The sequence below is a fragment of the Modestobacter caceresii genome (assembly GCF_000761485.1).
Taxonomy (GTDB): domain Bacteria; phylum Actinomycetota; class Actinomycetes; order Mycobacteriales; family Geodermatophilaceae; genus Modestobacter; species Modestobacter caceresii.
Map to the genome: position 1 here is coordinate 24,107 of NZ_JPMX01000006.1, position 21,543 is coordinate 45,649.

General features: G+C 74.1%; 22 protein-coding genes and 1 riboswitch. Of the genes, 8 read left to right on the forward strand and 14 right to left on the reverse strand.

Going from position 1 to position 21,543, the window contains the following annotated elements:
* Positions 1-3: 3 nt before the first annotated feature.
* Complete coding sequence (locus tag IN07_RS01775; RefSeq protein ID WP_036333015.1) at positions 4-1,800, forward strand: DEAD/DEAH box helicase family protein; 1,797 nt, start codon at positions 4-6, stop codon at positions 1,798-1,800.
* Here the strand turns inward: IN07_RS01775 and IN07_RS01780 are convergent.
* Positions 1,797-2,243, reverse strand: a complete 447-nt coding sequence (locus tag IN07_RS01780) for a GNAT family N-acetyltransferase (RefSeq protein WP_036333017.1) — start codon at positions 2,241-2,243, stop codon at positions 1,797-1,799. The genes IN07_RS01775 and IN07_RS01780 overlap by 4 nt on opposite strands.
* A 20-nt stretch (positions 2,244-2,263) precedes the next feature.
* Positions 2,264-3,676, reverse strand: a complete 1,413-nt coding sequence (locus tag IN07_RS01785) for an HNH endonuclease signature motif containing protein (RefSeq protein WP_052090529.1) — start codon at positions 3,674-3,676, stop codon at positions 2,264-2,266.
* A gap of 85 nt (positions 3,677-3,761) precedes the next feature.
* A riboswitch (TPP riboswitch) is annotated at positions 3,762-3,855 on the forward strand.
* On the opposite strand from IN07_RS01785, the gene thiM reads away from it, so the two are divergent.
* The 3 genes from thiM to thiD all read left to right on the forward strand — a co-directional run bounded on the left by thiM (position 3,849) and on the right by thiD (position 6,120).
* The gene (thiM, locus tag IN07_RS01790) at positions 3,849-4,643 is read left to right on the forward strand and encodes a hydroxyethylthiazole kinase (RefSeq protein ID WP_036333019.1); all 795 of its coding nucleotides are present in this window, start codon (positions 3,849-3,851) and stop codon (positions 4,641-4,643) included. Its footprint overlaps the riboswitch before it by 7 nt.
* Positions 4,640-5,305, forward strand: a complete 666-nt coding sequence (gene thiE, locus IN07_RS01795; RefSeq protein WP_036333021.1) for a thiamine phosphate synthase — start codon at positions 4,640-4,642, stop codon at positions 5,303-5,305. Before thiM ends, thiE begins: the two co-directional genes overlap by 4 nt.
* The gene (thiD, locus tag IN07_RS01800) at positions 5,302-6,120 is read left to right on the forward strand and encodes a bifunctional hydroxymethylpyrimidine kinase/phosphomethylpyrimidine kinase (protein WP_036333023.1); all 819 of its coding nucleotides are present in this window, start codon (positions 5,302-5,304) and stop codon (positions 6,118-6,120) included. Before thiE ends, thiD begins: the two co-directional genes overlap by 4 nt.
* A 15-nt stretch (positions 6,121-6,135) precedes the next feature.
* Here the strand turns inward: thiD and IN07_RS01805 are convergent, their stop codons facing one another.
* From IN07_RS01805 to IN07_RS23710, 3 genes are all read right to left on the reverse strand, one after another.
* Positions 6,136-7,074, reverse strand: coding sequence for a tetratricopeptide repeat protein (locus IN07_RS01805; protein WP_036333025.1), 939 nt, complete (start codon positions 7,072-7,074; stop codon positions 6,136-6,138).
* Positions 7,075-7,135: 61 nt separating this feature from the next.
* A complete protein-coding gene (locus IN07_RS01810) occupies positions 7,136-8,470 on the reverse strand; it encodes a DNA polymerase IV (RefSeq protein WP_036333027.1) in 1,335 nt (444 codons plus the stop codon).
* Between the two features lie 35 nt (positions 8,471-8,505).
* Positions 8,506-9,411 carry a right-handed parallel beta-helix repeat-containing protein gene (locus IN07_RS23710; protein WP_052090532.1) on the reverse strand — a complete coding sequence of 302 codons (906 nt, stop codon included), beginning with the start codon at positions 9,409-9,411 and terminating at the stop codon, positions 8,506-8,508.
* Between the two features lie 125 nt (positions 9,412-9,536).
* Here IN07_RS23710 and IN07_RS01820 point away from each other — a divergent pair, with 125 nt between their 5' ends.
* The 3 genes from IN07_RS01820 to IN07_RS01830 are packed head-to-tail and all read left to right on the forward strand — an operon-like array spanning position 9,537 to position 11,130.
* A complete protein-coding gene (locus IN07_RS01820; RefSeq protein ID WP_036333029.1) occupies positions 9,537-10,142 on the forward strand; it encodes a class I SAM-dependent methyltransferase in 606 nt (201 codons plus the stop codon).
* Positions 10,139-10,597, forward strand: coding sequence for a cupin domain-containing protein (locus IN07_RS01825; protein WP_052090533.1), 459 nt, complete (start codon positions 10,139-10,141; stop codon positions 10,595-10,597). Before IN07_RS01820 ends, IN07_RS01825 begins: the two co-directional genes overlap by 4 nt.
* An 8-nt stretch (positions 10,598-10,605) precedes the next feature.
* Positions 10,606-11,130, forward strand: a complete 525-nt coding sequence (locus tag IN07_RS01830; protein ID WP_036333031.1) for a DUF488 domain-containing protein — start codon at positions 10,606-10,608, stop codon at positions 11,128-11,130.
* 1 nt (position 11,131) lies between these two features.
* On the opposite strand, the gene IN07_RS01835 is transcribed toward IN07_RS01830, so the two are convergent.
* From IN07_RS01835 to rpsF, 7 genes are all read right to left on the reverse strand, one after another.
* Positions 11,132-12,007 carry a GmrSD restriction endonuclease domain-containing protein gene (locus IN07_RS01835; RefSeq protein ID WP_036333033.1) on the reverse strand — a complete coding sequence of 292 codons (876 nt, stop codon included), beginning with the start codon at positions 12,005-12,007 and terminating at the stop codon, positions 11,132-11,134.
* 104 nt (positions 12,008-12,111) lie between these two features.
* Complete coding sequence (locus IN07_RS23715; RefSeq protein WP_052090535.1) at positions 12,112-12,708, reverse strand: hypothetical protein; 597 nt, start codon at positions 12,706-12,708, stop codon at positions 12,112-12,114.
* Between the two features lie 104 nt (positions 12,709-12,812).
* Positions 12,813-14,183, reverse strand: a complete 1,371-nt coding sequence (gene dnaB, locus IN07_RS01845; RefSeq protein WP_036333037.1) for a replicative DNA helicase — start codon at positions 14,181-14,183, stop codon at positions 12,813-12,815.
* 554 nt (positions 14,184-14,737) lie between these two features.
* Complete coding sequence (gene rplI, locus IN07_RS01850; RefSeq protein WP_036333039.1) at positions 14,738-15,184, reverse strand: 50S ribosomal protein L9; 447 nt, start codon at positions 15,182-15,184, stop codon at positions 14,738-14,740.
* An 11-nt stretch (positions 15,185-15,195) separates the two neighbouring features.
* Positions 15,196-15,432: a 30S ribosomal protein S18 gene (gene rpsR, locus IN07_RS01855; RefSeq protein WP_036333041.1), complete on the reverse strand. Its 237-nt coding sequence runs from the start codon at positions 15,430-15,432 to the stop codon at positions 15,196-15,198.
* Positions 15,433-15,464: 32 nt separating this feature from the next.
* Positions 15,465-15,971, reverse strand: a complete 507-nt coding sequence (locus IN07_RS01860; RefSeq protein WP_036333042.1) for a single-stranded DNA-binding protein — start codon at positions 15,969-15,971, stop codon at positions 15,465-15,467.
* 2 nt (positions 15,972-15,973) lie between these two features.
* A complete protein-coding gene (rpsF, locus tag IN07_RS01865; RefSeq protein WP_036333081.1) occupies positions 15,974-16,261 on the reverse strand; it encodes a 30S ribosomal protein S6 in 288 nt (95 codons plus the stop codon).
* Between the two features lie 171 nt (positions 16,262-16,432).
* Here rpsF and IN07_RS01870 point away from each other — a divergent pair, with 171 nt between their 5' ends.
* A complete protein-coding gene (locus IN07_RS01870; RefSeq protein ID WP_197058310.1) occupies positions 16,433-17,248 on the forward strand; it encodes a deoxyribonuclease IV in 816 nt (271 codons plus the stop codon).
* On the opposite strand, the gene IN07_RS01875 is transcribed toward IN07_RS01870, so the two are convergent.
* Positions 17,203-18,630 (reverse strand): glycosyltransferase family 87 protein, encoded by a 1,428-nt coding sequence (locus tag IN07_RS01875; protein ID WP_231557940.1) that lies wholly within the window; start codon positions 18,628-18,630, stop codon positions 17,203-17,205. The two genes, IN07_RS01870 and IN07_RS01875, sit on opposite strands and share 46 nt — an antisense overlap.
* Positions 18,631-18,745: 115 nt before the next feature.
* On the reverse strand, positions 18,746-21,214 hold the full coding sequence (locus tag IN07_RS01880; RefSeq protein ID WP_036333044.1) for a transglycosylase domain-containing protein: 2,469 nt from the start codon (positions 21,212-21,214) through the stop codon (positions 18,746-18,748).
* Positions 21,215-21,543 lie beyond the last annotated feature (329 nt).

The following is a 21,543-nucleotide window of genomic DNA, read 5'->3' on the forward strand; positions in this document are numbered from 1 at the left end:
CCCGTGCCCGGACGCCGACGGCGCTCCACCAGCTCGACCCGCAGCACCACGACGACCACCCGGACGGCGGCGCCGCGGAAGGCAGCCGCGAAGAAGGCTGCCCCCCGGAAGGCTGCCCCGAAGACCGCACAGAAGGCCGGGAGCGAGCTGCCGGTCGCCGGGCCGGGGGAGCGGGTCTGGGTGCTCGCCGTCCCGTTCCGCGCCCCGGCACCGGGGGCCAGCTGGCACGCCGGCCTGTCCGCGCACGTGTACGTGGGCGCAACCCTGCCCGCGGCGCTGGCGCCCTACGACCCGCCGCCGTACAGCCTGGAGCGGTTCCTCGAGGACGAGCTGAACGCCGAGCCCCGCCCGGTGCCGACCGGCCGCCCCATGTCCCCGCGGCCGGAGCAGGTCACCGGTGCGGCGGTCATCGCCGCGCACGAGGCCGCGGGCGGGCGGATGTTCCTGCTCGGCGACGACCCGGGCGTGGGCAAGACCGGCACCGCCGTCCTCGCGATCCAGCAGATCGCCGCCCGACGGCCGGTGCGCACCGTGCTCGTGGTCGCCGACCGGCCGGCCGCCATCACGGTGCCGCACTGGGCCCGCTCGATCGCGGCCTTCGGGGGCACCGCAGCTGAGGGGCAGGGCCTGCGCTGGTGCGTGACCACCTGGGACCGGCTGGGCAAGGTCGCCGGGCTGACGAAGGCCACCGGGCAGCGGTTCGACGTCGTGGTCGCCGACGAGGCGCACATGGTCCGGCACACCACCACGCAGCGGTGGAAGCACTGGCGGTCGGTGTCCGGCGCCGGCCGGGTCAAGGACGCCCCCTACGTGCTGCTGGCGACCGCGACCCCGGCGCACACCCCGCTGGAGCTGCCCTACCTCGCGCCGCACTTCGCCGCGGTGCACGGCGAGCCCCTGAAGGACTGGAACGACCTGCCCAGCCGGCTCGCGGCGCACGGGTTCCACGTGGAACGTGCCCGGTACGGCTGGAGCTGGACCGAGGACGCCGAGGAGCGGCGGGCCGACCTGACCCGACTGCGCAGCTGGCTGGCCGACACCGACCCGCCCGCCACGCTGCACCGCCCCGCTCCGTGGGGGCCGGTCTCGGTCACCGGCACCCCGGTCGAGCTGACCCCGGCCGAGCGCGCGCAGTACGAGGCGGAGTGGTCGGAGTTCCGCGCGGAGATGCAGCTGGCCCGCCGGAAGCGGGAGACCGCCCGCGGCCGCGCCGCGCTGCTGCGGTTCCGGCAGAAGGCCGGGCTGATCCGCGCGCAGGCCACGGTCGACTGGGCGAAGGCTCAGGTGGAGGCCGACCGGCAGGTCGCGGTGTCGGTGGAGTTCGTCGAGACCGCAGCCGACCCGATCCGCGAGGCGCTGCTGGACGGCGGGGTGGCCGTCGCCTCGATCTACGGTCGGGACCGCTTCGACGTGGAGGCCGAGCGGCTCCGCTTCCAGACGGGGGAGGCGCCGGTCTGCGTGTTCACGGTGACCGCGTCGATCAGCCTGCACGCCGGGGAGGTGCTGCCCGGCGGGCACACCGCGTCGACCACGCCGCGGGTCGGGCTGTTCCACCAGCCGCGGTTCTCCGGGATCGCCGCCCGCCAGGTCACCGGCCGCACGCACCGCGACCACCAGGTCTCACCGTGGCGGGTCGCGTTCGCGCAGGACACCGTGGAGGAGGACGTCGCCCGGGTGATGGTCGAGCGGCTGGCCGTCACCGGCTCGACCGCCGGCGGCGACACCGCCGGGCTGCAGCAGATCGCCGAACTGCTCGACGCCGACTGGCTGCCCACCACCTCGCTGACCGGAGCCGACTAGCGGGGAGCGAGCCGCATCGGCAGGTGCGGGATGCCGTCCTCGACGTAGTCCGGCCCCGAGCGGCGGAACCCGAACCGCTCGTACCAGGACTCCAGGTACGCCTGGGCGCCGATGTCGACGGTGCGGCCCTCGCACAGCTCGATGCCGCGAGCGACGAGCTGGGCCGACAGGCCCCGACCCCGGGCGCCCTCCGCCGTCGCGACCCGGCCGATCGCGCGGTCCTCGCCGTTGCTCAGCACCCGGATCGTGGACAGCACCGTGCCGTCGTCCGCCTCGTGCCAGAGGTGCACGGTGGTCGGCTCGGCATCCCGGCCGTCCAGCTCCGGGTACGGGCAGGCCTGCTCCACGACGAAGACGTCGACCCGGAGCCGCAGGATCCCGTAGAGCTCGGCCGGGGTCAGCTCGGCGAAGGCCGCCTCGCGCAGGGCGGGTGCATCGGTCACCGGTGCATCGTCGCAAGCGGTCAGGACGCCGCCCGCCGCAGGTGCTCGCGGTGGGCCAGCAGCGCCCAGACGACGTGCCCGAGGTCCATCCGCTCCCCGCCGGCCGGCCAGGCGCCCGGTAGCGCGGCGTCCGGCACCAGGGTCAGCAGCGGCCGCGGCGACGTGGCCTCCCTCGCGGGCAGACCGACGGCGAAGGCCGGGTCGGCCGGACCCCAGACCCGCTGCCCGGCCCGGTCGTGGGCCACGAGCTCCCGGCTCCGGCGGTCCAGCACCAGGTCCTCGTCGTGCACCAGGCCGTGGTCGACGTCGCAGAGCAGCACCATCGCCGACACGTCGGTGCGACCACCCAGCCGCCACGGCGTCAGGTGGTGGGCGTGCAGCCGCTCGATCCGGGTCTCGGTGCAGCCCGGCCGGGCACAGCCGCCGTCCCAGGCCAGCAGCGCCCGTCGCTGCGTCACGGTGGCCAGCCGCCGGCGCCGTCCGAGCGCGAGCGGCTGACCGTTCCGCTCGACGATCACCGTCAGCGCCGCCTCGCAGGCCATCCGCCGCACCTGCGCCGGGGTGAGCGCCGGGCCGCCCTCCAGGTGCGCCCGCCCCGCGGCGGCGTCGTCGGCCAGGACGTCGGCGTCCACGTGCACCACCACCTCCCGGCGCGGCGGGTCGCCCGCCCGTCGCCCAGTGTCGGCGGCGACCTCGGCCAGCTGGGCCAGCGCCCGGCAGCGACGCGCGCTCATCCGTTCCCGCGGGAACGTCTCCGGGTCCGCCGGGCAGTCGGCGGCGGCAGCGGCCCGGGTCGTGGCGGCGCGTTCCCGGCGGGCGTCGCGTTCCCGGCGGGCGTCGCGCTCGGCCAGCGACTCGACCGACGCCAGCAGCGCCGCACCGGCCTCGCCGTCCATCCGGACCTGCAGCACGAGCATCCCGTCGGCGTCCCAGTGCCACTGGAAGGACCGCTTCTCCGCGACCAGCTCCTCGTCGACGGCGTCCGACCGGCGCCATGCGCGCACCACCCGCTCCACCTGGGACGCCGTGGCGTGCCGCGCCAGCTCGACCAGCTCGACCTCGGTGCCGGCGTCGGCCACCCGGCTGATCGCCCGCACCTTGGAGTACGACAACCGCCCCGCGGCGAACGCCTCCGCCGTCACCGGCAGCGAGCCCAGTGCCCGGGCGACCCGCACGTGCTCCCGCGCGGCGCCCGGGCTCATCCCGCACTGCCAGGCCAGCCAGTGCGCACAGCTCTGCACGCCGACCTCGCCCCAGCCCTCGCGGGCGTCGAACTCCGCGACCAGATGCAGCCAGGCCGCGGTCGCCGCCGCCAGCCGCACCGCCCCCGACCGGATCTCCCGGGCCAGCTCCTCGACCGACCGCTGACCCGTCAGGTCGAGCTCCGTCACGTCGAACCCAGACACGTCCTGCACCGCCACGGCTGCACCCATGCCGCGACGCTGGCACCCGGGTACGACAGAACCGCAGCTCAGCGACCCGTCGGTGGAAGGGCCGCCGGGAGCGGTGTTAGCGTCGGGAGCTGACACGGGGTGTCCCACCGGGGACTGAGAGCACACCCGTCGAACCTGCTCCAGTTGGTACTGGCGAAGGGATGTCACGGCGATGGACGCCATCGATCTGCGTGCCGCCGGCACGGCGCTGCGCGACTCCGCACCCCTGGTGCACTGCCTGACCAACACGGTCGTGCAGACGATCACCGCCAACGCGCTGCTGGCGATCGGCGCTGCACCGGCCATGGTCGACGACCCCGCCGAGGCCGGCGAGTTCGCCGCCGTCGCCTCCGCGGTGCTGGTCAACGTGGGCACGGTGCAGCAGCGCACCGCCGAGGCGATGCGGCTCGCCGCCCGCACCGCCGGCGAGGTGGGCACCCCGTGGGTGCTGGACCCGGTGGCCGTCGGCGGGCTCACCTTCCGCACCGAGCTCGCCGCCGACCTGGTCGAGCTGCGCCCGACCGTCGTCCGGGGCAACGCCTCGGAGGTGCTGGCCCTGGCCGGCGCCGGCAAGGGCGGCCGTGGCGTGGAGAGCACCGACTCCCCGGAGGCCGCGCTGGAGACGGCGCAGGAGCTGGCCCGCCGGACCGGCGGCGTCGTCGCGGTCAGCGGCCCGGTCGACGTCGTCACCGACGGGGAGCGGGTCGTCCGGGTGGGCGGCGGCTCCCCGCTGCTCACCCGCACCACCGGCGCCGGCTGCGCGCTGGGCGGCATCGTCGCCGCCTACGCCGCCACCACCGGTGACCCGCTCACCGCCGTGGTCGCCGCCCACGCGCACGTGGCGCTGGCCGCCGAGGCCGCCGCCGGGCTCGCCGCCGGGCCGGGCACGTTCGCCGCGCTGTGGCTGGACGCGCTGGACGCGGTCGACGGCGACGCGCTCGCCCGCGCCGACGTCCGCAGCGCATGAGGGCCGGCTTCGACCCGCGGCTCTACCTCGTCACCGACACGCTGCTCTGCGCGCCCCGGTCGGTGCCCGAGGTGGTCGCCGCCGCCGTCTCCGGTGGGGTGACCGCCGTCCAGGTGCGGGACAAGACCGCCGGCCGGCGCGACCTGCTGGCCCTCACCCGCGCGGTGCAGGAGGTGCTCCGGCCCACCCCGCACGTGCGGCTGGTCGTCAACGACGCCGTCGACGTCGCGCTGCTCACCGGGGCCGACGGCGTGCACGTGGGCCAGGACGACCTGCCGGCCACCGACGTCCGGACGCTGCTGGGCCCCGACGCCCTGATCGGCGTCTCCGTCGGCAGCCCGGCCGAGCTGGACGAGGTGCTCGCCCTCCCAGCCGGCACCGCCGACCTGGTCGGCCTCAGCCCGGTCTGGTCGACCCCCACCAAGCCGGACGCCGGCGCCGCCCTGGAGCTCGACGGCACCCGAGCACTGGCCTCCCGCGCCCGCGCCGGGGGCCTGCTGTCGGTGGCCATCGGCGGCATCTCCGCCGCCACGGCCGCCGCGGTGGCCGGCACCGGGGTCGACGGCATCTGCGTGGTCTCCGACATCTGCGCCGCCGCCGACCCGGCGGCCGCCGCCCGCACGCTGCGCGCCGCGATGGCCGGGGAGCTGGTGGCCCGATGAACGCAGCAGTGGCGCTGACCGTGGCCGGCAGTGACCCCAGCGGCGGCGCCGGCATCCAGGCCGACCTGAAGACCTTCAGCGCGCTCGGCGTCTACGGCACCGCAGTGCTCACCGCACTCACCGCACAGAACACCCGCGGGGTGACCGGGGTGCACCCGGTGCCGGCCGACTTCGTCGGCGCGCAGCTGGCCACCCTGCTGGACGACGTGACCGTGCACGCCACCAAGCTCGGCATGCTGGGCACCGCCGACGTCGTGCGGACGGTCGCCGCCGCGCTGGCCGACCGCCCGGGCGGTCCCGTGGTCTGCGATCCGGTGATGGTGGCGACCAGCGGTGACCGGCTGATCTCGGTGGAGGCGGTGGACGCCGTCCGCACCGACCTGCTGCCGGTCACGGACCTGCTCACCCCGAACGTGCCCGAGGCCGCGGCCCTGCTGGACGTCGCGCCCGCGACGACGGTCGAGGAGCTGGCCCCGCAGGCCCGCGCGCTGCTGGAGATGGGGCCGGCGGCGGTGCTGCTCAAGGGCGGGCACCTGGGCGGGGACGAGAGCGTCGACGTGCTGGCGACGGCGGCCGGGGTGCTGGAGACCCGGCGGCCGCGGGTGGCGACGACGTCGACCCACGGCACCGGCTGCACGCTGTCCTCGGCGCTCGCGGCGCTGGCCGCCCGCGCACGGCTCGCGGGGGACGACCTGGACTGGGCGCCGCTGGTCGACGGGGCCCGGGACTACCTGCAGGCCGCGCTCGAGGCCGGCGAGTCCCTCGGCGTCGGCTCCGGGCACGGTCCGGTGCACCACTTCGCCGGCCGGTGGTGAGCCGAACCCGCTGACTCAGCTGTCGCCGAGGACCTCGCGCAGCACCCGGGCGGCCAGCTCGTCGCCGCCGGCGGCGGCGATGGAGAAGTGCTCGACGGCGGAGTCGACGTCGCCGGTCTCCAGCAGCAGCACGGCCAGGTTGTGGTGGGCGTGCAGGTCACCGCCCTCGACCCCGGCCCGGTAGGCGGCCTCGGCGGCGACGGCGTCGTCCAGCTCGTCGCGGTACAGGTTGCCCAACGGGAGCCAGGTGGCGACCTCACCACGGGCCGCGCCCCGCTCCAGGACAGCCCGGGCCTCCTCGACCCGTCCGGTGCTCCGCAGCAGGTCGGCCAGGCCGGTACGGGCGTGCTGGTGGTGGTCGGCGCCCGCCCGCAGCTCCGGCTCCAGAGCCCGGTCGTGGCTCTCCTGCCAGCGCCAGCAGGCCAGGGTGGCGCGGGCCACCGGGTTGCCGGCGTCCGCAGCGACCTGCGCCCAGTGCCAGGCCGCCAGTTGCCGCCCGGACGACCGCAGCAGGTACGCCAGCTCCAGCGCCGCCGGGTGCGCGCCGCGCTCGGCAGCCACCCGGAACGTCCGCTCGGCCTCGGCCGACCGGTCCTGGCCCTGCAGCGCCACGCTCAGCGCAGCCCAGCCTCCCGGCTCCCCCCGGTCCACCGCGGTGCGGGCGGCGGTCTCCGCCTCCGACCAGCACCCCAGCCGCAGCAGCGCCCGCGCCAGGTCCAGCCAGGCGTCGTCCTGTCCGGCGTCGGCCGCCCGGCGGTACGCCACGGCGGCCTCCGCCCAGCGTCCGAGGACGCCCAGGCAGCCGGCCAGGTGGCGGAGGGCGACCGGGTCGCCGTGTGCTGCCGCCGTCCCGAGGAGCTCGACCGCCTGCTCGTGGTCGCCCAGGTCGGCGAGCGCGCAGCCCCGGTCGACGAGGGCGTCGACGTCGGGGCCGTTCTCGGGGTCCAGGGGCACGTCGGCAGTCTGTCGTGATCATCGGGTCCGGCGCATGCCCCGAAGGGGCGGGTCCACCCGTTCAGGGGGTCCAGTCCGGTGGGTCGGCCGGCTGGAGGTCCGGGTCGTCGGCGGCCAGCGTGCGCACCGGACCGGGCGTCGTGCGCGGGCCCTCGAACCGGACGGTCACCCGGTTGAGCCCGCTGCCCCACACCCAGCCGGAGCCGAGGTCGGGGTGGACGACGTCCTGCCCCGGGTACCAGGCGACGACGGCGGGACCCGGCTCCGGGTCGGCCGGCAGCTCCGCGGGCTCGACCACCTCGACGGGCTCGACCACCTCGGTGGGCTCGGCGAACAGGTCGCCCTGCGCGTACGGCGACAGCCCCGAGACGCCGACGCCGAGCAGCCGCAGGCCACCGCTGCGGTCCACGGCGCCGAGCAGCCGGTGGGCGATCTCGGCGATCTGCCGCGGGTCGTCGACGGCGTGGGCCAGCGTTTGCGACCGGGTGAGGGTGCTGAAGTCGTAGCGGCGGACCTTCAGCGTCACGGTGCGCCCCGAGGTCCCCGAGCGCTGCAGCCGGCTGCCCACCCGGATCGCCAGCGCCTCGATCTCGGTGGCCAGCCGGGCCGGGTCGGTCAGGTCGCGGGCGAAGGTCTCCTCGGCGCTGACCGACTTGGCCTCCCGGTCGGTGACGACCGGCCGGTCGTCGTCCGCGCGGGCCAGCCGGTAGAGCCCGGCGCCGTGCGCCTGGCCGACCAGGCTGGTCAGGTCGACCAGCGACAGCCGGTGCAGGTCGCCGATCGTCTTCACCCCGATCTGGGCCAGCCGCTCGGCCGTCGCCGGCCCGACGCCGCCCAGCGCGCGCACCGGCAGGGGGTGCAGGACGGCGAGCTCCTCCCCGGGCGGGACGACGGTCAGCCCGTCCGGCTTGTCCAGCTCCGAGCCGATCTTCGCCACCGCCTTGGAGGTGCCGATCCCGACCGACCCGGTGACGCCGCCGGTCGCGACGGCGATCCGGGCCTTGAGGTCGGCCGCCAGCGCGGTGACGCCGGGGACCGACAGGTCGTGGTCACCGGCGGCCAGGTCGACGTAGGCCTCGTCGATGGAGACCGGCTCGACCAGCGGGGAGAGCTCGCGCAGCAGCGCCATCACCACCTCCGACGTCCGCCGGTAGGCGGCGAAGCGGCCGCCGAGGAAGGCGGTGCCCGGCGGGCAGAGCCGGCGTGCCTCGGCGGTGGGCATGGCGCTGCGGGCGCCGAACGCCCGGGCCTCGTAGGAGGCGGTGGAGACGACGCCGCGGCCGCCCGTTCCCCCGACGACGACCGGGCGGCCGCGCAGCGAGGGCTTGTCCCGCTGCTCGACGGCGGCGAAGAACGCATCGAGGTCCAGGTGCAGGATGCTGGGCTCCCGACGCACGCCTCCATGATGCCGCGCCGTGCACGGGGGCGGGGTCAGCCGCGCGCGACCACCCAGCTCACGCACTGCCCCTGGTTGCGGAACGACGGGTTGTTGAAGCCGGCCCAGCCGCCCTGCTTGCACTCGTCCTTGCCGGCCGGGGGTGCGGTGTCGGCGGTGCCGTCGCAGTCGCCGTCGATGAAGGTCTCACCGGTCGCCTGGTCCCAGACGGTGAGGCAGTCGTTGGCCGCGCCGAGCGCCTGGACGTCGTAGGGCGTCTCGTTCACCGCGAAGACGACGATGCCCCACTCGCTGGGCAGGCTCGGGTCGCCCGCGCTGTTGCCGGCGATCTCGAAGTCGGCCTGCTCGCCGAGGAGGTAGTCGCCCTTGGTGTTCCAGGTGACGTTGCCGGCGATCACCCCGGAGCCGCCGTCGACGTACCCGCCGGTGCGCAGGGTGTGCAGGGTGTTGCCGGTGACGGTGAGCCCGTCGACGTCGTTGTTGGTCCAGGCGCGGTTGGTGACCCAGCCGCTCATCGGCCCCTGCTGGACCGGGCCGTGGACCGTGTTGCCGGAGATCGTCACGTCGTCGGCGCCGTTGACCCCGATGAACTCCCCGCGGACCAGGTCGGCGCTGGTCAGCTCGAGACCGGAGATCGTCGCCCCGCTGCCGGCCGGGGTGACGGTGAAGGTGCGGGCGTTGGTGCCGGTCTGAGTGACCGTCACCCCGGCGTCGGCGGTGATCGTGACCGCCTTGCCGACCGTGGTGGCACCGGCGACCGTCAGGTCCTCGGTGACCCGGATCGTGTCGCCGGCGGACGCCGCCGACACGGCGGCCGCGAGGGTCGGGTGGTCGCAGCCGGCGGTGCAGACGGTGAGCTCCTCGGCCGCGGAGGCCACCGAGGGGGTCCCGAGGACGGCGGCGGCGGTGACGACCGCCCCGGCGAGAACGCGCTTGGACACGGGGACTCCAGTCATCGGGGGACCTGGACACCGTTTCGCCGGCAGCCGGGGTGGGAGGAAGCTACGGGGGACCGGTGCAACCGTCAACGACCGGCCCGCACCCGAACAGAGGAGTCCAGATCCGCATGGTCGAGCAGAGCAGCTGGAGCCGGATGTCCCAGGAGGACCCGGCGCACTCCACCGCCTACGTCGAGCGGTTCCGCCGGCTGGCCGCCCAGGGCACCGACCTGGCGGGGGAGGCGCGGCTGGTCGATGCGCTGCTGCCTCGCGGCGCCCGGGTGCTGGACGCCGGCTGCGGTCCCGGCCGGGTCGGCGCCGTCCTGTTCGACGCCGGGCACGAGGTGGTCGGGGTGGACGCCGACCCGGTGCTGATCGCCGCCGCCGAGGCCGACCACCCCGGGCCCCGCTGGCTCGTCGGTGACCTCGCCGAGCTCGACCTCCCCTCCCTGGGCATCACGGACCGGTTCGACGGGATCGTCTGCGCCGGCAACGTGATGGCCTTCCTCGCACCGAGCACCCGCGGCGAGGTGCTCCGCCGGCTGCGCACCCACCTGCGCCCGGACGGGCGGGCGGCGATCGGCTTCGGTGCCGGGCGCGGCTACGCCTTCGAGGAGTTCCTGGCCGACGCCGACGCCGCCGGGCTGACCCCCGACGTCCTGCTGTCCACCTGGGACCTGCGGCCCTACTCCCCGGACGCCGACTTCCTGGTCGCCGTCCTGCGTCCGGCATGACCCTGCTGCCGGACCCGGCGACCTTCTCCCGGCGCGACGCCCAGCGCGCGGCGGGCCGGACCCGGTTCGTCGCCACCGGCGCGCAGACCCGCGGGGACTTCGGGCTGTTCGAGGTGACCATGGCCCCGGGCGGCAGCGGCCCCGGGCCGCACCTGCACCGCACGTTCAGCGAGTCCTTCCACGTGCTGGAGGGGTCGCTGGCGGTGCTGGCGAACGGCGAGTGGACGACGGCGCACGCCGGCGACCTGGTCTACGTCCCCCGTTCCGGGGTGCACGGCTTCCGGTCGGTGGGCCCGGAGGTCGGAGCCCGCTTCCTCATCCTCTTCACCCCCGGCATCCCGCGGGAGGAGTACTTCACCGGGCTGCTGGAGCTGCACGCGAACGGGCGGACCCCGACCCCTGCGGAGATCGACGCGTTCGCGCTCCGGCACGACCAGCTCAACCTGCGGGACTGAACCCGATCGTGCCGCTGCTGACCGTCGGCCACGGGCCCGGGGACCAGGCCCGCCTGCTCGCCCGGCTCGCCGGCGCGGGGGTGGAGCAGCTCGTCGACGTCCGGCGGTTCCCGGGCAGCCGGGTCAACCCCGACGTCCGGCGCGAGGCGCTCAGCGAGTGGCTCCCGGCGGCGGGCGTCGCCTACCGCTGGGAGGAGCGGCTGGGCGGTCGGCGCCGGCTGCCCGCGGACGAGCCGGTCGCCGACGGCTGGTGGACGGTGGCCCAGTTCGCCGCGTACGCCGCGCACACCCGCACCGCCGAGTTCGCCGACGCCCTGGACGAGGTGCTGGCCGCCGCGGCCGACCGCACGGTGGCGGTGATGTGCAGCGAGAGCGTGTGGTGGCGCTGCCACCGACGGCTCATCGCGGACGTCGTCGTGCTGGGCCGGGAGCTGCCGGTGGACCACCTGATGCCCGACGGACGGCTGACCCTCCACCGCCCGGCCGAGGGCGCCGTGCGCGGAGCCGACGGGTCGGTGCGCTGGCCGGGGTGAGTCACTCGCAGGCGGTGCCGTCCCCGTCGCCGTCCATCCGGTCGGACCACCCCGGGTCGCCGCGGTGCAGGGGTGCCGCGCCGGCTGACCGGGCGGCGTCGCAGTTGGCGAAGGGCTCGACCGCGGTGGACGTTCCCGCGGGAACGTCCACCGGGACCGGCGCGGTCGACGTCGGGACCGGCTCGCCCGGGCAGGTGTCCAGCACCCGGGCGATGGCGTCGTGCTCGGCCTGGGTGACCCACAGCCCGTAGGTGGCCTTCACCGCGACCTGGCGGGCGACGTAGGCGCAGCGGTAGCCGCGGTGGGCCGGCAGCCAGGTGGCGGCGTCGCCGTCGCCCTTCTGCCGGTTCGCCGCGTAGTCGACGGCCAGCAGGTTGAGCGGGTCGTTGGCGAAGGCGGTGCGCCGGGTCTCGTCCCAGCCGAACGCGCCGGTCTGCCAGCCGTTGCTGAGCGCGACGACGTGGTCGATGTCGACGCTGCTGCCATCACCCTTCTCGAACGCGATGGTCTGTGCGGTGTACGGGTCGACCAGGGTGCCGCTGACCACCACGCAGTCCTGGGTGCCCGGCCGGAACTGCTCCTGCGTCAGGTCGCGGGCCAGTACGTCGTTGCGGGTGTCGCAGCCGTTGCGGTCGACGTCGGCCCAGGTGGCGCCGAACTCGTCACGGTCGTAACCGGTCTTCACCGCGCGGCCCTTGACCGGGAGGGTGGCCAGCACGTCGGCGGCGGGCTGCCCGGCCGTGGGGGCGCCGGATGTCGACTGCTGGGCGGCCTCGGAGACGGCGTCCGCGGCCGGGGTCGCTGGGGTGTCGGCCGGCGCGCAGGCGGCGGTGCCGACGACGGCGAGCGCGGCCAGCGCGGTGATGCGGTGTTTCACGTGGAGCCCCCGGGAGTCGGCCAGCCCCGACGGTAGGTTCCGTGCGGCCCGGATCGGCGGACCTGCCGGGCGCGCCGGGCGACGTGTCGCCCGGCGCTGGGCGATCAGCCCCGACCACCCCGACCGTTGCCGTTGCCGTTGCCGGTTGCGTCAGCGGTGCTGGCGACCTCGACGGCCTCGGCAGTGTCGGCCTCGGGGGCGGGCACGGGGGCAGGAGCGGGCTCGTTCTTGCTCGCCTTGTTGCGCGCTGCGGAGGAGACGGCCTCGCCGTGCTCCCGGCCCGTGGCGAAGCTGGACTTGGCGACCGACGAGACGGCCTGCCCGTGGTTGGCCGGGGCCGACGGCTCGGCCGGCACCTCGGGGGCCGTGGGCTCCTCGGTCCCCTCCGGCTCCGGCTCGGGCGCCGGCTCGGTGACCGGGTCGGCCGTGGGCTCCTCGGTCTCCGGCGCCTCGGGGGTGGCGGTCGGCTCCGTGGTCTCCGGGGTCACGGTCGGGTCACCGACGTCCGTGGGGTCGGTGACGTCGGTGTCCTCCGTGGTGCTGACCTCCGACGTCGTCGGCTCGGCGGCGGCGGTGACCACCTGGGTGGTCACAGCAGCGCCGCCACCGGCCACGACGACGGCCGTCGCGCCGGCGGCCACCTTGGCGGCCAATGAGGCGGAGAGGGCCTTGGCGAGCAGGCCGGAGAGGAGCGAGAACACAGGTGACCTCCAGGTCGTGGATGGAGCGTTGCCTGGAGCATCGGCAGCAGGGCGCCGCAGGTTGAGTCGCCCGGGTCTCGTATCCCCGATCGAGTGAACGCCGGTCAGTTGGCCATGTCGACGAAGCGGCTGTAGTGGCCCTGGAAGGCGACGGTGACGTTCGCGGTGGGGCCGTTGCGGTGCTTGACCAGCATGATGTCGGCCTCGCCGGCCCGCGGGGACTCCTTCTCGTACATGTCCTCGCGGTGGATCATCATCACCATGTCGGCGTCCTGCTCGATCGAGCCGGACTCACGGAGGTCGGAGAGCATCGGCTTCTTGTCCTGACGCTGCTCCGAGCCACGGTTCAGCTGGCTCATCGCGATCACCGGCAGCTCGAGCTCCTTGGCCAGCAGCTTCAGCGCACGGGAGAACTCCGAGACCTCCTGCTGGCGGCTCTCCACCTTCTTGCCCGACGTCATCAGCTGCAGGTAGTCGATGACGATGAGCTTGAGGTCGTTGCGCTGCTTGAGCCGCCGCGCCTTGGCCCGGATCTCCATCATCGTCATGTTCGGTGAGTCGTCGATGTAGAGCGGGGCGTCGGCGATCTCGCCCATCCGGCGGGCCAGCTTCGACCAGTCCTCGTCCGACAGCGTGCCGGCGCGCATGTGGTGCAGCGGCACCTTCGCCTCGGCCGACAGCAGACGCATGGTGATCTCGTGCTTGCTCATCTCGAGCGAGAAGATCGCCGCCGGCATGTGGTGCTTCACCGTGGCCGAGCGGGCGATGTCCAGCCCCAGCGTGCTCTTGCCGACACCGGGACGGGCGGCGATGACCACCATCTGGCCGGACTGCAGGCCGTTGGTGAGCTCGTCGAGGTCACGGATGCCGGTGGGGACACCCCGCGCCGTCCCGCCACGGGAGGCGATCGCGTCGAGCTCGTCCATCGTCGGCTGCAAGACGTCGGCGAGGCGGGAGTAGTCCTCGCTCATCCGCTTCTCGGTGACGTCGTAGATCTCCTGCTGGGCACGGTCGACGATGTCGTCGACGTCGCCCTTCCCGCCGGCCGCGCCGTAACCGAGCTGCACGACCCGGGTGCCGGCCTCGACCAGCCGCCGCAGCACCGCCTGCTCCGCGACGATCGCCGCGTAGTACCCGGCGTTCGCCGCGGTCGGGGTGGAGGCGATGAGCGTGTGCAGGTAGACCGCGCCGCCCATCTTCGACAGCTGGTCGGTGCGGTTCAGCTCCGCGGCGACGGTGATCGCGTCGGCGGGCTCACCCCGGCCGTACAGGTCGAGGATGACGTCGAAGACGACCTGGTGGGCCGGGCGGTAGAAGTCCGGGCCCGCCAGGACCTCGACCACGTCGGCGATCGCGTCCTTGCTCATCAGCATGCCGCCCAGGACCGACTGCTCGGCAGCGACGTCCTGAGGGGGCTGCCGGTCGTACTCCGGAGCCGTGACCCTCGGCCTGCTGATGTCGTCGACGACCGCCACGCTGATGTTCTCCTCGTCCCCTGCTCTTGCTGCCGTTCGAACGTGCGTTCGGACAACAGCTACCACCGGGCGCCGACAGTTCGTGCCCGGCGGTAGCTGGGGGTGACGTTAGGAACCCGGGAGGGGGCGCGTCCAACACCGCTGTGCACGCCGATCTGCACAACTTGTGGACAAGTCGGTGGACAGAGGCGGTCACCGTGTGGAGACCGTGGTGGACCCGCGGACGTCGCGTCCCCGCCATCCCCTCGTCACCTGCGCCGGAGCCTCTCCCGGGGTGTGGACAGGAGAAATCCGGGAACTCGTCGCAGAACTCGCCGCCCGGGCGTGTCGGCGGATCCCCGCAGGTCACACGCGTAACGGGTCGGTGGTAGGGGCGTCGTCCCCGAGGCTCGGCGGCGCTGCGCGGTGCCACCCGGGTCGGGGGCGCCGTTCACCTGCCGTCCACGGAGGGACGGCGCCCGTGTCGACACGGGAGGACGCCCAGGAGACCCCGGGAACGCCACGAGGGGCGCCGGACCGGAGTCCGACGCCCCTCGTGGGGACAGTGCTGTGGATCAGCCGGCGACGACGTCCACGGTCACCGGCACGGAGACCTCGGGGTGGACCCGCACCGTGACGGTGTGGGTGCCGAGGCTCTTGATGCTGCTGGGCAGCTCGATCCGGCGACGGTCGAGCTCCGGGCCACCGGCCGAGGTCACCGCGGCGGCGACGTCGGCGGTGGTGATGCGGCCGAAGAGCCGGCCACCGTCACCGGAGCGGGCCGGCAGCGTGACGGTCAGCTGCGCGAGCTGACCGGCGACCGCCTGGGCCTCCTCGAGCGAACGCACGTCGCGCGCAGCGCGCGCCCGGCGCAGGCTGTTGACCTGCTTCTCGGCACCTCGGGTGGCCAGCATGGCCAGCCCGCGGGGCAGGAGGTAGTTGCGGGCGTACCCGCCCTTGACCTCGACAGTGTCGCCGGAGGACCCGAGACCGGTGACCTCCTGCGTGAGGATCAGCTTCATGGTGCTCATGATCAGCGCGCCGTGGAGGTGTAGGGCAGCAGTGCCATCTCGCGGCTGTTCTTCACGGCCACGGCGACGTCACGCTGGTGCTGGCTGCAGTTGCCGCTGACGCGGCGGGCACGGATCTTGCCGCGGTCGGAGATGAACTTCCGCAGCAGGGTCGTGTCCTTGTAGTCGATGTAGGTCGCCTTGTCCTTGCAGAACTGGCAGACCTTCTTCTTGATCTTGCGGGGGGGAGGCTTGGGCACTGGGTTCTCCAGAGATCAGTACAGAGGGGGGATCAAAAAGGCGGTTCGTCGGAGGACGCCGGCGGGGTGGACCAGGGGTCGCTGGCTCCGCCACCGGAGAAGCCACCGCCACCGCCACTGCCGCCACCGCTGTTGCCGCCGCCGCCGCCGAACCCGCCGCCGCCACCCTCGCTGCGCGCAGCGCGGGTGACCTTGGCGGTGGCGTACCGCAGGGAGGGGCCGATCTCGTCGACCTCCAGCTCGATGACGGTGCGCTTCTCGCCTTCCTTCGTGTCGAAGGACCGCTGCTTCAGCCGGCCCGACACGATGACCCGCGAACCGCGGGTGAGCGACTCGGCGACGTTCTCCGCCGCCTGGCGCCAGACGTTGCAGCGGAGGAACAGCGCTTCGCCGTCCTTCCACTCCTGCGACTGACGGTCGAAGGTGCGGGGCGTCGAGGCGACGGTGAAGTTGGCGACGGCGGCACCGGACGGGGTGAACCGCAGCTCCGGGTCGGCCGTCAGGTTCCCGATGACGGTGATGACGGTCTCGCCGGCCATGGTCAGTGAGCCTCGGGGCGCATCAGCTTGGTGCGCAGGATGGACTCGTTGAGGTTCAGCTGACGGTCCAGCTCGGCGACGGCGGCCGGCTCGGCCTGGATGTCGACGATGGCGTAGATGCCCTCGGCCTTCTTGTCGATCTCGTAGGCCAGCCGACGGCGGCCCCAGATCTCCGTCTTGACGGTGCCACCGGAGTTCGTGACGACGGTCAGGAAACGATCCAGGCTGGGAGCGATGGTCCGCTCCTCGAGCTCAGGGTCGAGGATGATCATCAGTTCGTAGTTACGCACGGAGAACCCCACCTCCTCTGGTCTCAGCGGCCGCAGGGTGTCTGCAGCAGGAGGGTCGTACATGCGTCGCGCGCCCGGACCTGCTTCGGAGCAGGAGAGGACGCGCACCGGCCACGATACCAGCGCCCTCGACAGGACGTATGCGTCGGACCGGCGATCTACGCTCCCCGGGTGACCGAACAGCTGATCGGCGTACACGTCGGACCGGGCCTGAGCGAGGACAACGAGCTGGCCGACGGCGGCCCGCTGGCCCGCGCCGCCGAGCTGGACGCCGACGCGGTGCAGGTGTTCCTCGCCGATCCCCAGGGCTGGAAGGCACCCAAGCCGCGCCCGGACGCCGAGGCGCTGCTCGACTCCGACGTCGCCGTGTTCGTGCACGCCCCGTACGTGCTCAACGTCGCCTCGACGAACAACCGGATCCGGATCCCCAGCCGCAAGCTGCTCGGCCAGCACGCCCAGGCGTCGGCCGCCGTCGGGGCCCGGGGCATGGTGGTGCACGGCGGGCACGTGCTGGCGAAGGACGACCCGTCGGCCGGGGTCGACAACTGGCGGAAGACCTTCGCCCGGCAGGCCGACGAGGGCGGCTTCGGCCTCCCGGTGCTCATCGAGAACACCGCCGGCGGGGACAACGCGATGGCCCGCGAGCTCGACGCCGTCGCCCGGCTGTGGGAGGCCGTGGGCGAGTTCGGCGCGGGGTTCGTGCTGGACACCTGCCACGCCTGGGCCGCGGGCTGGGACCTGACCCGGGTCGTGGACGACGTCCGGGCGATCACCGGCCGGATCGACCTGGTGCACCTGAACAACAGCCGCGACCCCGCCGGCTCCGGTCGCGACCGGCATGCACCGCTGACCGCCGGGGAGATCCCGCTGGAGCTGCTGGTGGGCGTGGCGCGCTCCGCCGGCGCCCCCGTCGTCCTGGAGACCCCTGGGGACACCGCGGGTCACGCCGAGGAGATCACCCTGCTGCGCGGAGCGCTCGCCGGCTGAGGCCTGCGGCGCAACGTGAACCGGTCGGGGGCCTGGTCCAGGACGCCGCCGGCGGGGTCGTCGGTGCCCGGCCAGCTGCGCCGCACCAGGTCCCGGTCCGGGGACCACACCTCCCGCACGACCAGCGCCATCAGGACGAGGACGGCGACGTCGCGCACCACCACGGCGAGGTAGAACCACTCCACGTCCAGGCCGTTCTCGTCCGCCCCGAGGTAATAGAGCATGGTCGTCATCCAGACCAGCACCTCGGTCGCCTGCCAGAGCAGCAGCGCACGCCACCGCGGACGGGCCAGCACGGCCAGCGGCAGCAGCCACAGCGAGAACTGCGGGCTCCACACCTTGTTCAGCAGCAGGAAGGCCGCCACCAGCAGGAACGCCAGCTGGGGCAGCCGTGGCCGCAGCGGGGCCGCCAGGGCCAGCCAGGCCACGGCAGCGGCCGACAGCAGGAGCACGACCGCGACGGTCGTGTTGAGCACCGACGGCGTCTGCCCCTCGGCCAGCGGACCGTCCAGGATCCGGTCACCGGTCAGGTCCAGGGCGATCGCCCAGACGCTCTCCGGGTTCGCCGGCCGGACGTCGCTGAAGGTGAAGAACCGGGCCCAGTTCTCCGGCGCGGCGAGGGCGACGGGCAGGTTCACCGCCAGCCAGGCCAGCCCGGCGGCGACGATCGCCGACAGCCACGCCCGCAGCCGGCCGGCGCGCAGGCACAGCACGAAGAGCACGCCGAGGACGATCACCGGGTAGAGCTTCGCCGCGATCCCCAGCCCGATCAGCACGCCGGCCAGCACCGGGTGCCGGCGCGCCCAGGCCCACATGCCGAGGGTGGTCAGGGCGATGGCGAGCAGGTCCCAGTTGGTGAAGGCGTGCACCAGCAGCAGCGGCGACAGCGCGACCATCGCGGCGTCCCAGGGTCGGCGGCCGGCCAGACCCAGGACGCCGCGGGTCACCAGGAGCGCCAGTGACGACAGCAGCAGACAGGTGACGACGTAGAAGCTCGCCACCGGCACGGTGGAGATGCCCGCCGCGAGCCCGTCCCAGCCCCGTGCGACCACCGCGGCGAGCTGCATCAGCGCACCGGTGAGCACCGGGTACTCGACGGCGGAGTCGAGGTAGGGCACCTGCCCGTCGTCGATCCCGTGGGTGAAGAACAGCGGGACGGCGTCGTTGTAGCAGAAGTGGGTGTACTGCTTGCTGCCCGTCCAGTTGCCGGTGGCGCACGGCGCCTGCTTGGCCCAGGCCAGCCCGAGCACCACCACGGTGAACAGCAGGCACACCCGCAGCGGCGTCCAGAAGCGGGCGCCCCCGGTGACGGCGTGCCGACCCCAGGGACCGCCCACTGCCTCGCTGGCCTGGATCGCCACCGGGTCGGTCCAGGACGGCACGATGCGGTCCGGTCCCGGCGGTGCAGACACCTCGGGCCCGCCCCCCGGCCGGTCGGCCGGGACGGACGGGCCCGTCGGTGTCGCACTCACCGGGTCAGTCTGCCTGCTGCCCCGGTCAGCCGTTCGGACCCGTGGGGGACGGTGCCGTCGTCGACGGGACCGGGGTGACCGACGGCGCCGGTGCGACCGTCTCCTCCACCTCGGGCGCCTGACTGGTGACCGGAGCCGAACTGCTGCTCGGTGCCCTGGTGGGGGCCGGAGCCTGCCTGGTGACCGGTGCCGGCTCCGGCGCCGGCGCCTCGCTCGTGGTCGGGGCCGGGGTCTCCGTCGTCGGCTCCGGGATGCTCCGGTCCGGGTCGCCCTGGATCAGCGCCTTCGACGGGAGGGGCTGCTCCGGCGTGCCCTCGAGCACGGTGTTCATGAACTGCTGCCAGATCTCCCCCGGCAGCCCTGACCCGTAGATGATGTTGCCCCGGGCGTTCGTGATGGCCTCGGTGCCCTTCGCCCCGATCCACACCGCGGTGGAGATCGACGGCGTGTACCCCACCATCCAGGCGTCGGAGTTGTCGGTGCGGTCCAGGCCCTGGGTGCCGGTCTTCGCCGCGACCGGCCGGTTGCCGTCCAGCGCGAGCTTCGAGCTCGCGGCCACGTCGGTCAGCGCGAAGGTGACGTCGTTGGCCACCTCGGGCGAGATCGCCTGCGTGGAGGCGGTCGTCCCCGTGCCCAGCACCGTCCCGGCGCTGTCGGCGACCGAGGCGACGAAGTGCGTCGCGTGGTGCACCCCGCCGGCGGCGAAGGTGGCGAAGCCGGCGGCCTGCTGGATCGGCCGGACCGCGTACTCCCCGATGCCGATCGAGCCACCGGTGGTGTTGGTCGTCGGGATGCTGAGCGTCTCGAACCCGGTCAGGTCCGTGGGCACGGTCGGGTCGTCCCGGTTCGGGTCCCACGTCGCCGGGAGACCGGCGATCTCCCGGGCCGTCTCGGCGACCACCTCGGGGCCGACCTCGTAGGCGAGCCCGTAGTACGTGGTGTTCAGCGACCTGGTCATCGCCTCCTTGAGCGTGCAGTTTCCGCACTGCGCGTTGCCGGAGTTGACCACCGGCAGCCCGGGCCGGTCCTCGAACTCCTGCGGCGAGCTGCCGTCGCGACGGGTGCTGACGCTGTAGCCGTTCTCCAGCGCGGCCGCGAGGGTGTACGGCTTGAACGACGAGCCCGGCGGCTTGAGCGCCTGCGCGTAGTCGGTGGTGTCGACCGCCGGGTCCTCGCTGCTGCTCAACGCGTTGCCGTAGTAGGCGAGCACGCCGCCGGTCGCCGGGTCGACCGCGACCAGTGCCTCCTGCAGGTTCTGCGGTTCACCGGCCATCACGTCGTTCACCGCGGCGACCGCGGCGTCCTGCTTGGCCTTGTCCACGGTCGTGGTGATCCGCAGGCCGGCGGAGTAGATGTCGTCGCGCGAGTAGCTGAACGGCTGCCGCTGCAGCTCGTCGAGGACCTGGCGCACGATCAGCCCCTCGGGGCCCTCCGGGATGCCGGAGCTGCTGCCGGTGTTGGGCAGCACCGCCGGGTAGACGGCGGCCTCGCGTGCCGCGGCGTCCAGCCAGCCCTGCTCGACCATCGCGTCCAGCACCGGGCCCCAGCGCTGCTGGGCACCCTCCGGGTTGGTCTCCGGGTCGTTGGCGCTGGGGTTCCGGATGAGGACGGCGAGCACCGCGCCCTGCTCGGGGGTGAGCTGCGCGGCGGACACCCCGAAGTAGGTGTTGGCCGCCGCCTCGATGCCGTACGCCCCGCGGCCGAAGTAGATCGTGTTGAGGTAGTTCTCGAGGATCTGCTCCTTCGAGTACTCGTTGTCCAGCTTGACGGCGAGGAAGAGCTCCTTGAACTTCCGGCTGAACGTCTGGTCGGAGGTCAGGAAGGCGTTCTTCACGTACTGCTGGGTGATGGTGGAGCCACCCTGGGTCGAGCCACCGGTCAGGTTGTTCCACGCCGCCCGCACGATGCCGGTGAAGGAGATGCCCGGGTCGGTGTAGAAAGCGCGGTTCTCCGCGGCCAGGATGGCGTTCTGGGCCGGCTCGGAGACCTGCCCGAGGGTGACGTTCGTCCGGTTCTCGTTGCCCAGCCGGGCCATCTCGGTGACGCCGTCGGCGTAGTACACGACCGTCGTCTGGTCGTTCTGCACCGACTCCGGCGTGGGCACCTCGGTCGTGGCGTAGACGACGCCGACGAAGACGCCCAGCAGCACCAGCATGCTCAGGAACGCCCCGGCGAGCACCTTCGGCCAGCGCCGGCGCTTCTGCTTCGCACCCTTCTTCTTCCCACCACCGGGCGGCCGGCTGCTGCCCCCGGGCCGTCGACCGCCCGTCGGCGGCTTCACCGGGGGACGGCCACCGCCACCGCCGCCACCGGACCGGGCCGCCGGACGCCCACCACCGTCACGGGACGCCGTCGTCCGGGCCCGGGCGGGCGGCGGGCGGCGGACACCGCCGGCACCACTGCCGCCGGAGCCGGCGCGGCCCCGGGCCGGCGGGGGACGGCGGACCGCGCCGCCACCGGGGGTGACGCGGGCGGTCTCGTCGTGGGGAGGCACGCGGTGGGCCCCTTCCTGCAGGTCGTGGGGTGCTCAGGCGCCGGACTGCTCGCGGTGCCTGCGCGCCCAGGGTGGCGTCTTCAGCTGTGTGTCGGCTGGGAGCACGTCAGCTCAGCCGGGCGGGACGACGCCTTGCGGCGGTCCTCACGTGGTGCGCGTCCCGGCGACCCAGTGCGTGGTCCACCACCGAACGACGTCCGGGCACGGCCGCCAATGTACGCACTGACCAGCGGTTCACGACCTCCTCCACAGGTCGACATGGGACGGGTGGGACACCCGTCAACTGGCTGTCCGACTTGCGTGCAGTGCAGCGCTCGGATGTATCGTGC

Excerpts from the sequence above, each read along its gene's own strand:
- IN07_RS01785 (WP_052090529.1), bottom strand. The coding sequence starts at position 3,676 with ATGGGTGCAGCCGTGGCGGTGCAGGACGTGTCTGGGTTCGACGTGACG.
- thiM (WP_036333019.1), top strand. The coding sequence starts at position 3,849 with ATGGACGCCATCGATCTGCGTGCCGCCGGCACGGCGCTGCGCGACTCC.
- thiE (WP_036333021.1), top strand. The coding sequence starts at position 4,640 with ATGAGGGCCGGCTTCGACCCGCGGCTCTACCTCGTCACCGACACGCTG.
- thiD (WP_036333023.1), top strand. The coding sequence starts at position 5,302 with ATGAACGCAGCAGTGGCGCTGACCGTGGCCGGCAGTGACCCCAGCGGC.
- IN07_RS01820 (WP_036333029.1), top strand. The coding sequence starts at position 9,537 with ATGGTCGAGCAGAGCAGCTGGAGCCGGATGTCCCAGGAGGACCCGGCG.
- IN07_RS01825 (WP_052090533.1), top strand. The coding sequence starts at position 10,139 with ATGACCCTGCTGCCGGACCCGGCGACCTTCTCCCGGCGCGACGCCCAG.
- rplI (WP_036333039.1), bottom strand. The coding sequence starts at position 15,184 with ATGAAGCTGATCCTCACGCAGGAGGTCACCGGTCTCGGGTCCTCCGGC.
- IN07_RS01860 (WP_036333042.1), bottom strand. The coding sequence starts at position 15,971 with ATGGCCGGCGAGACCGTCATCACCGTCATCGGGAACCTGACGGCCGAC.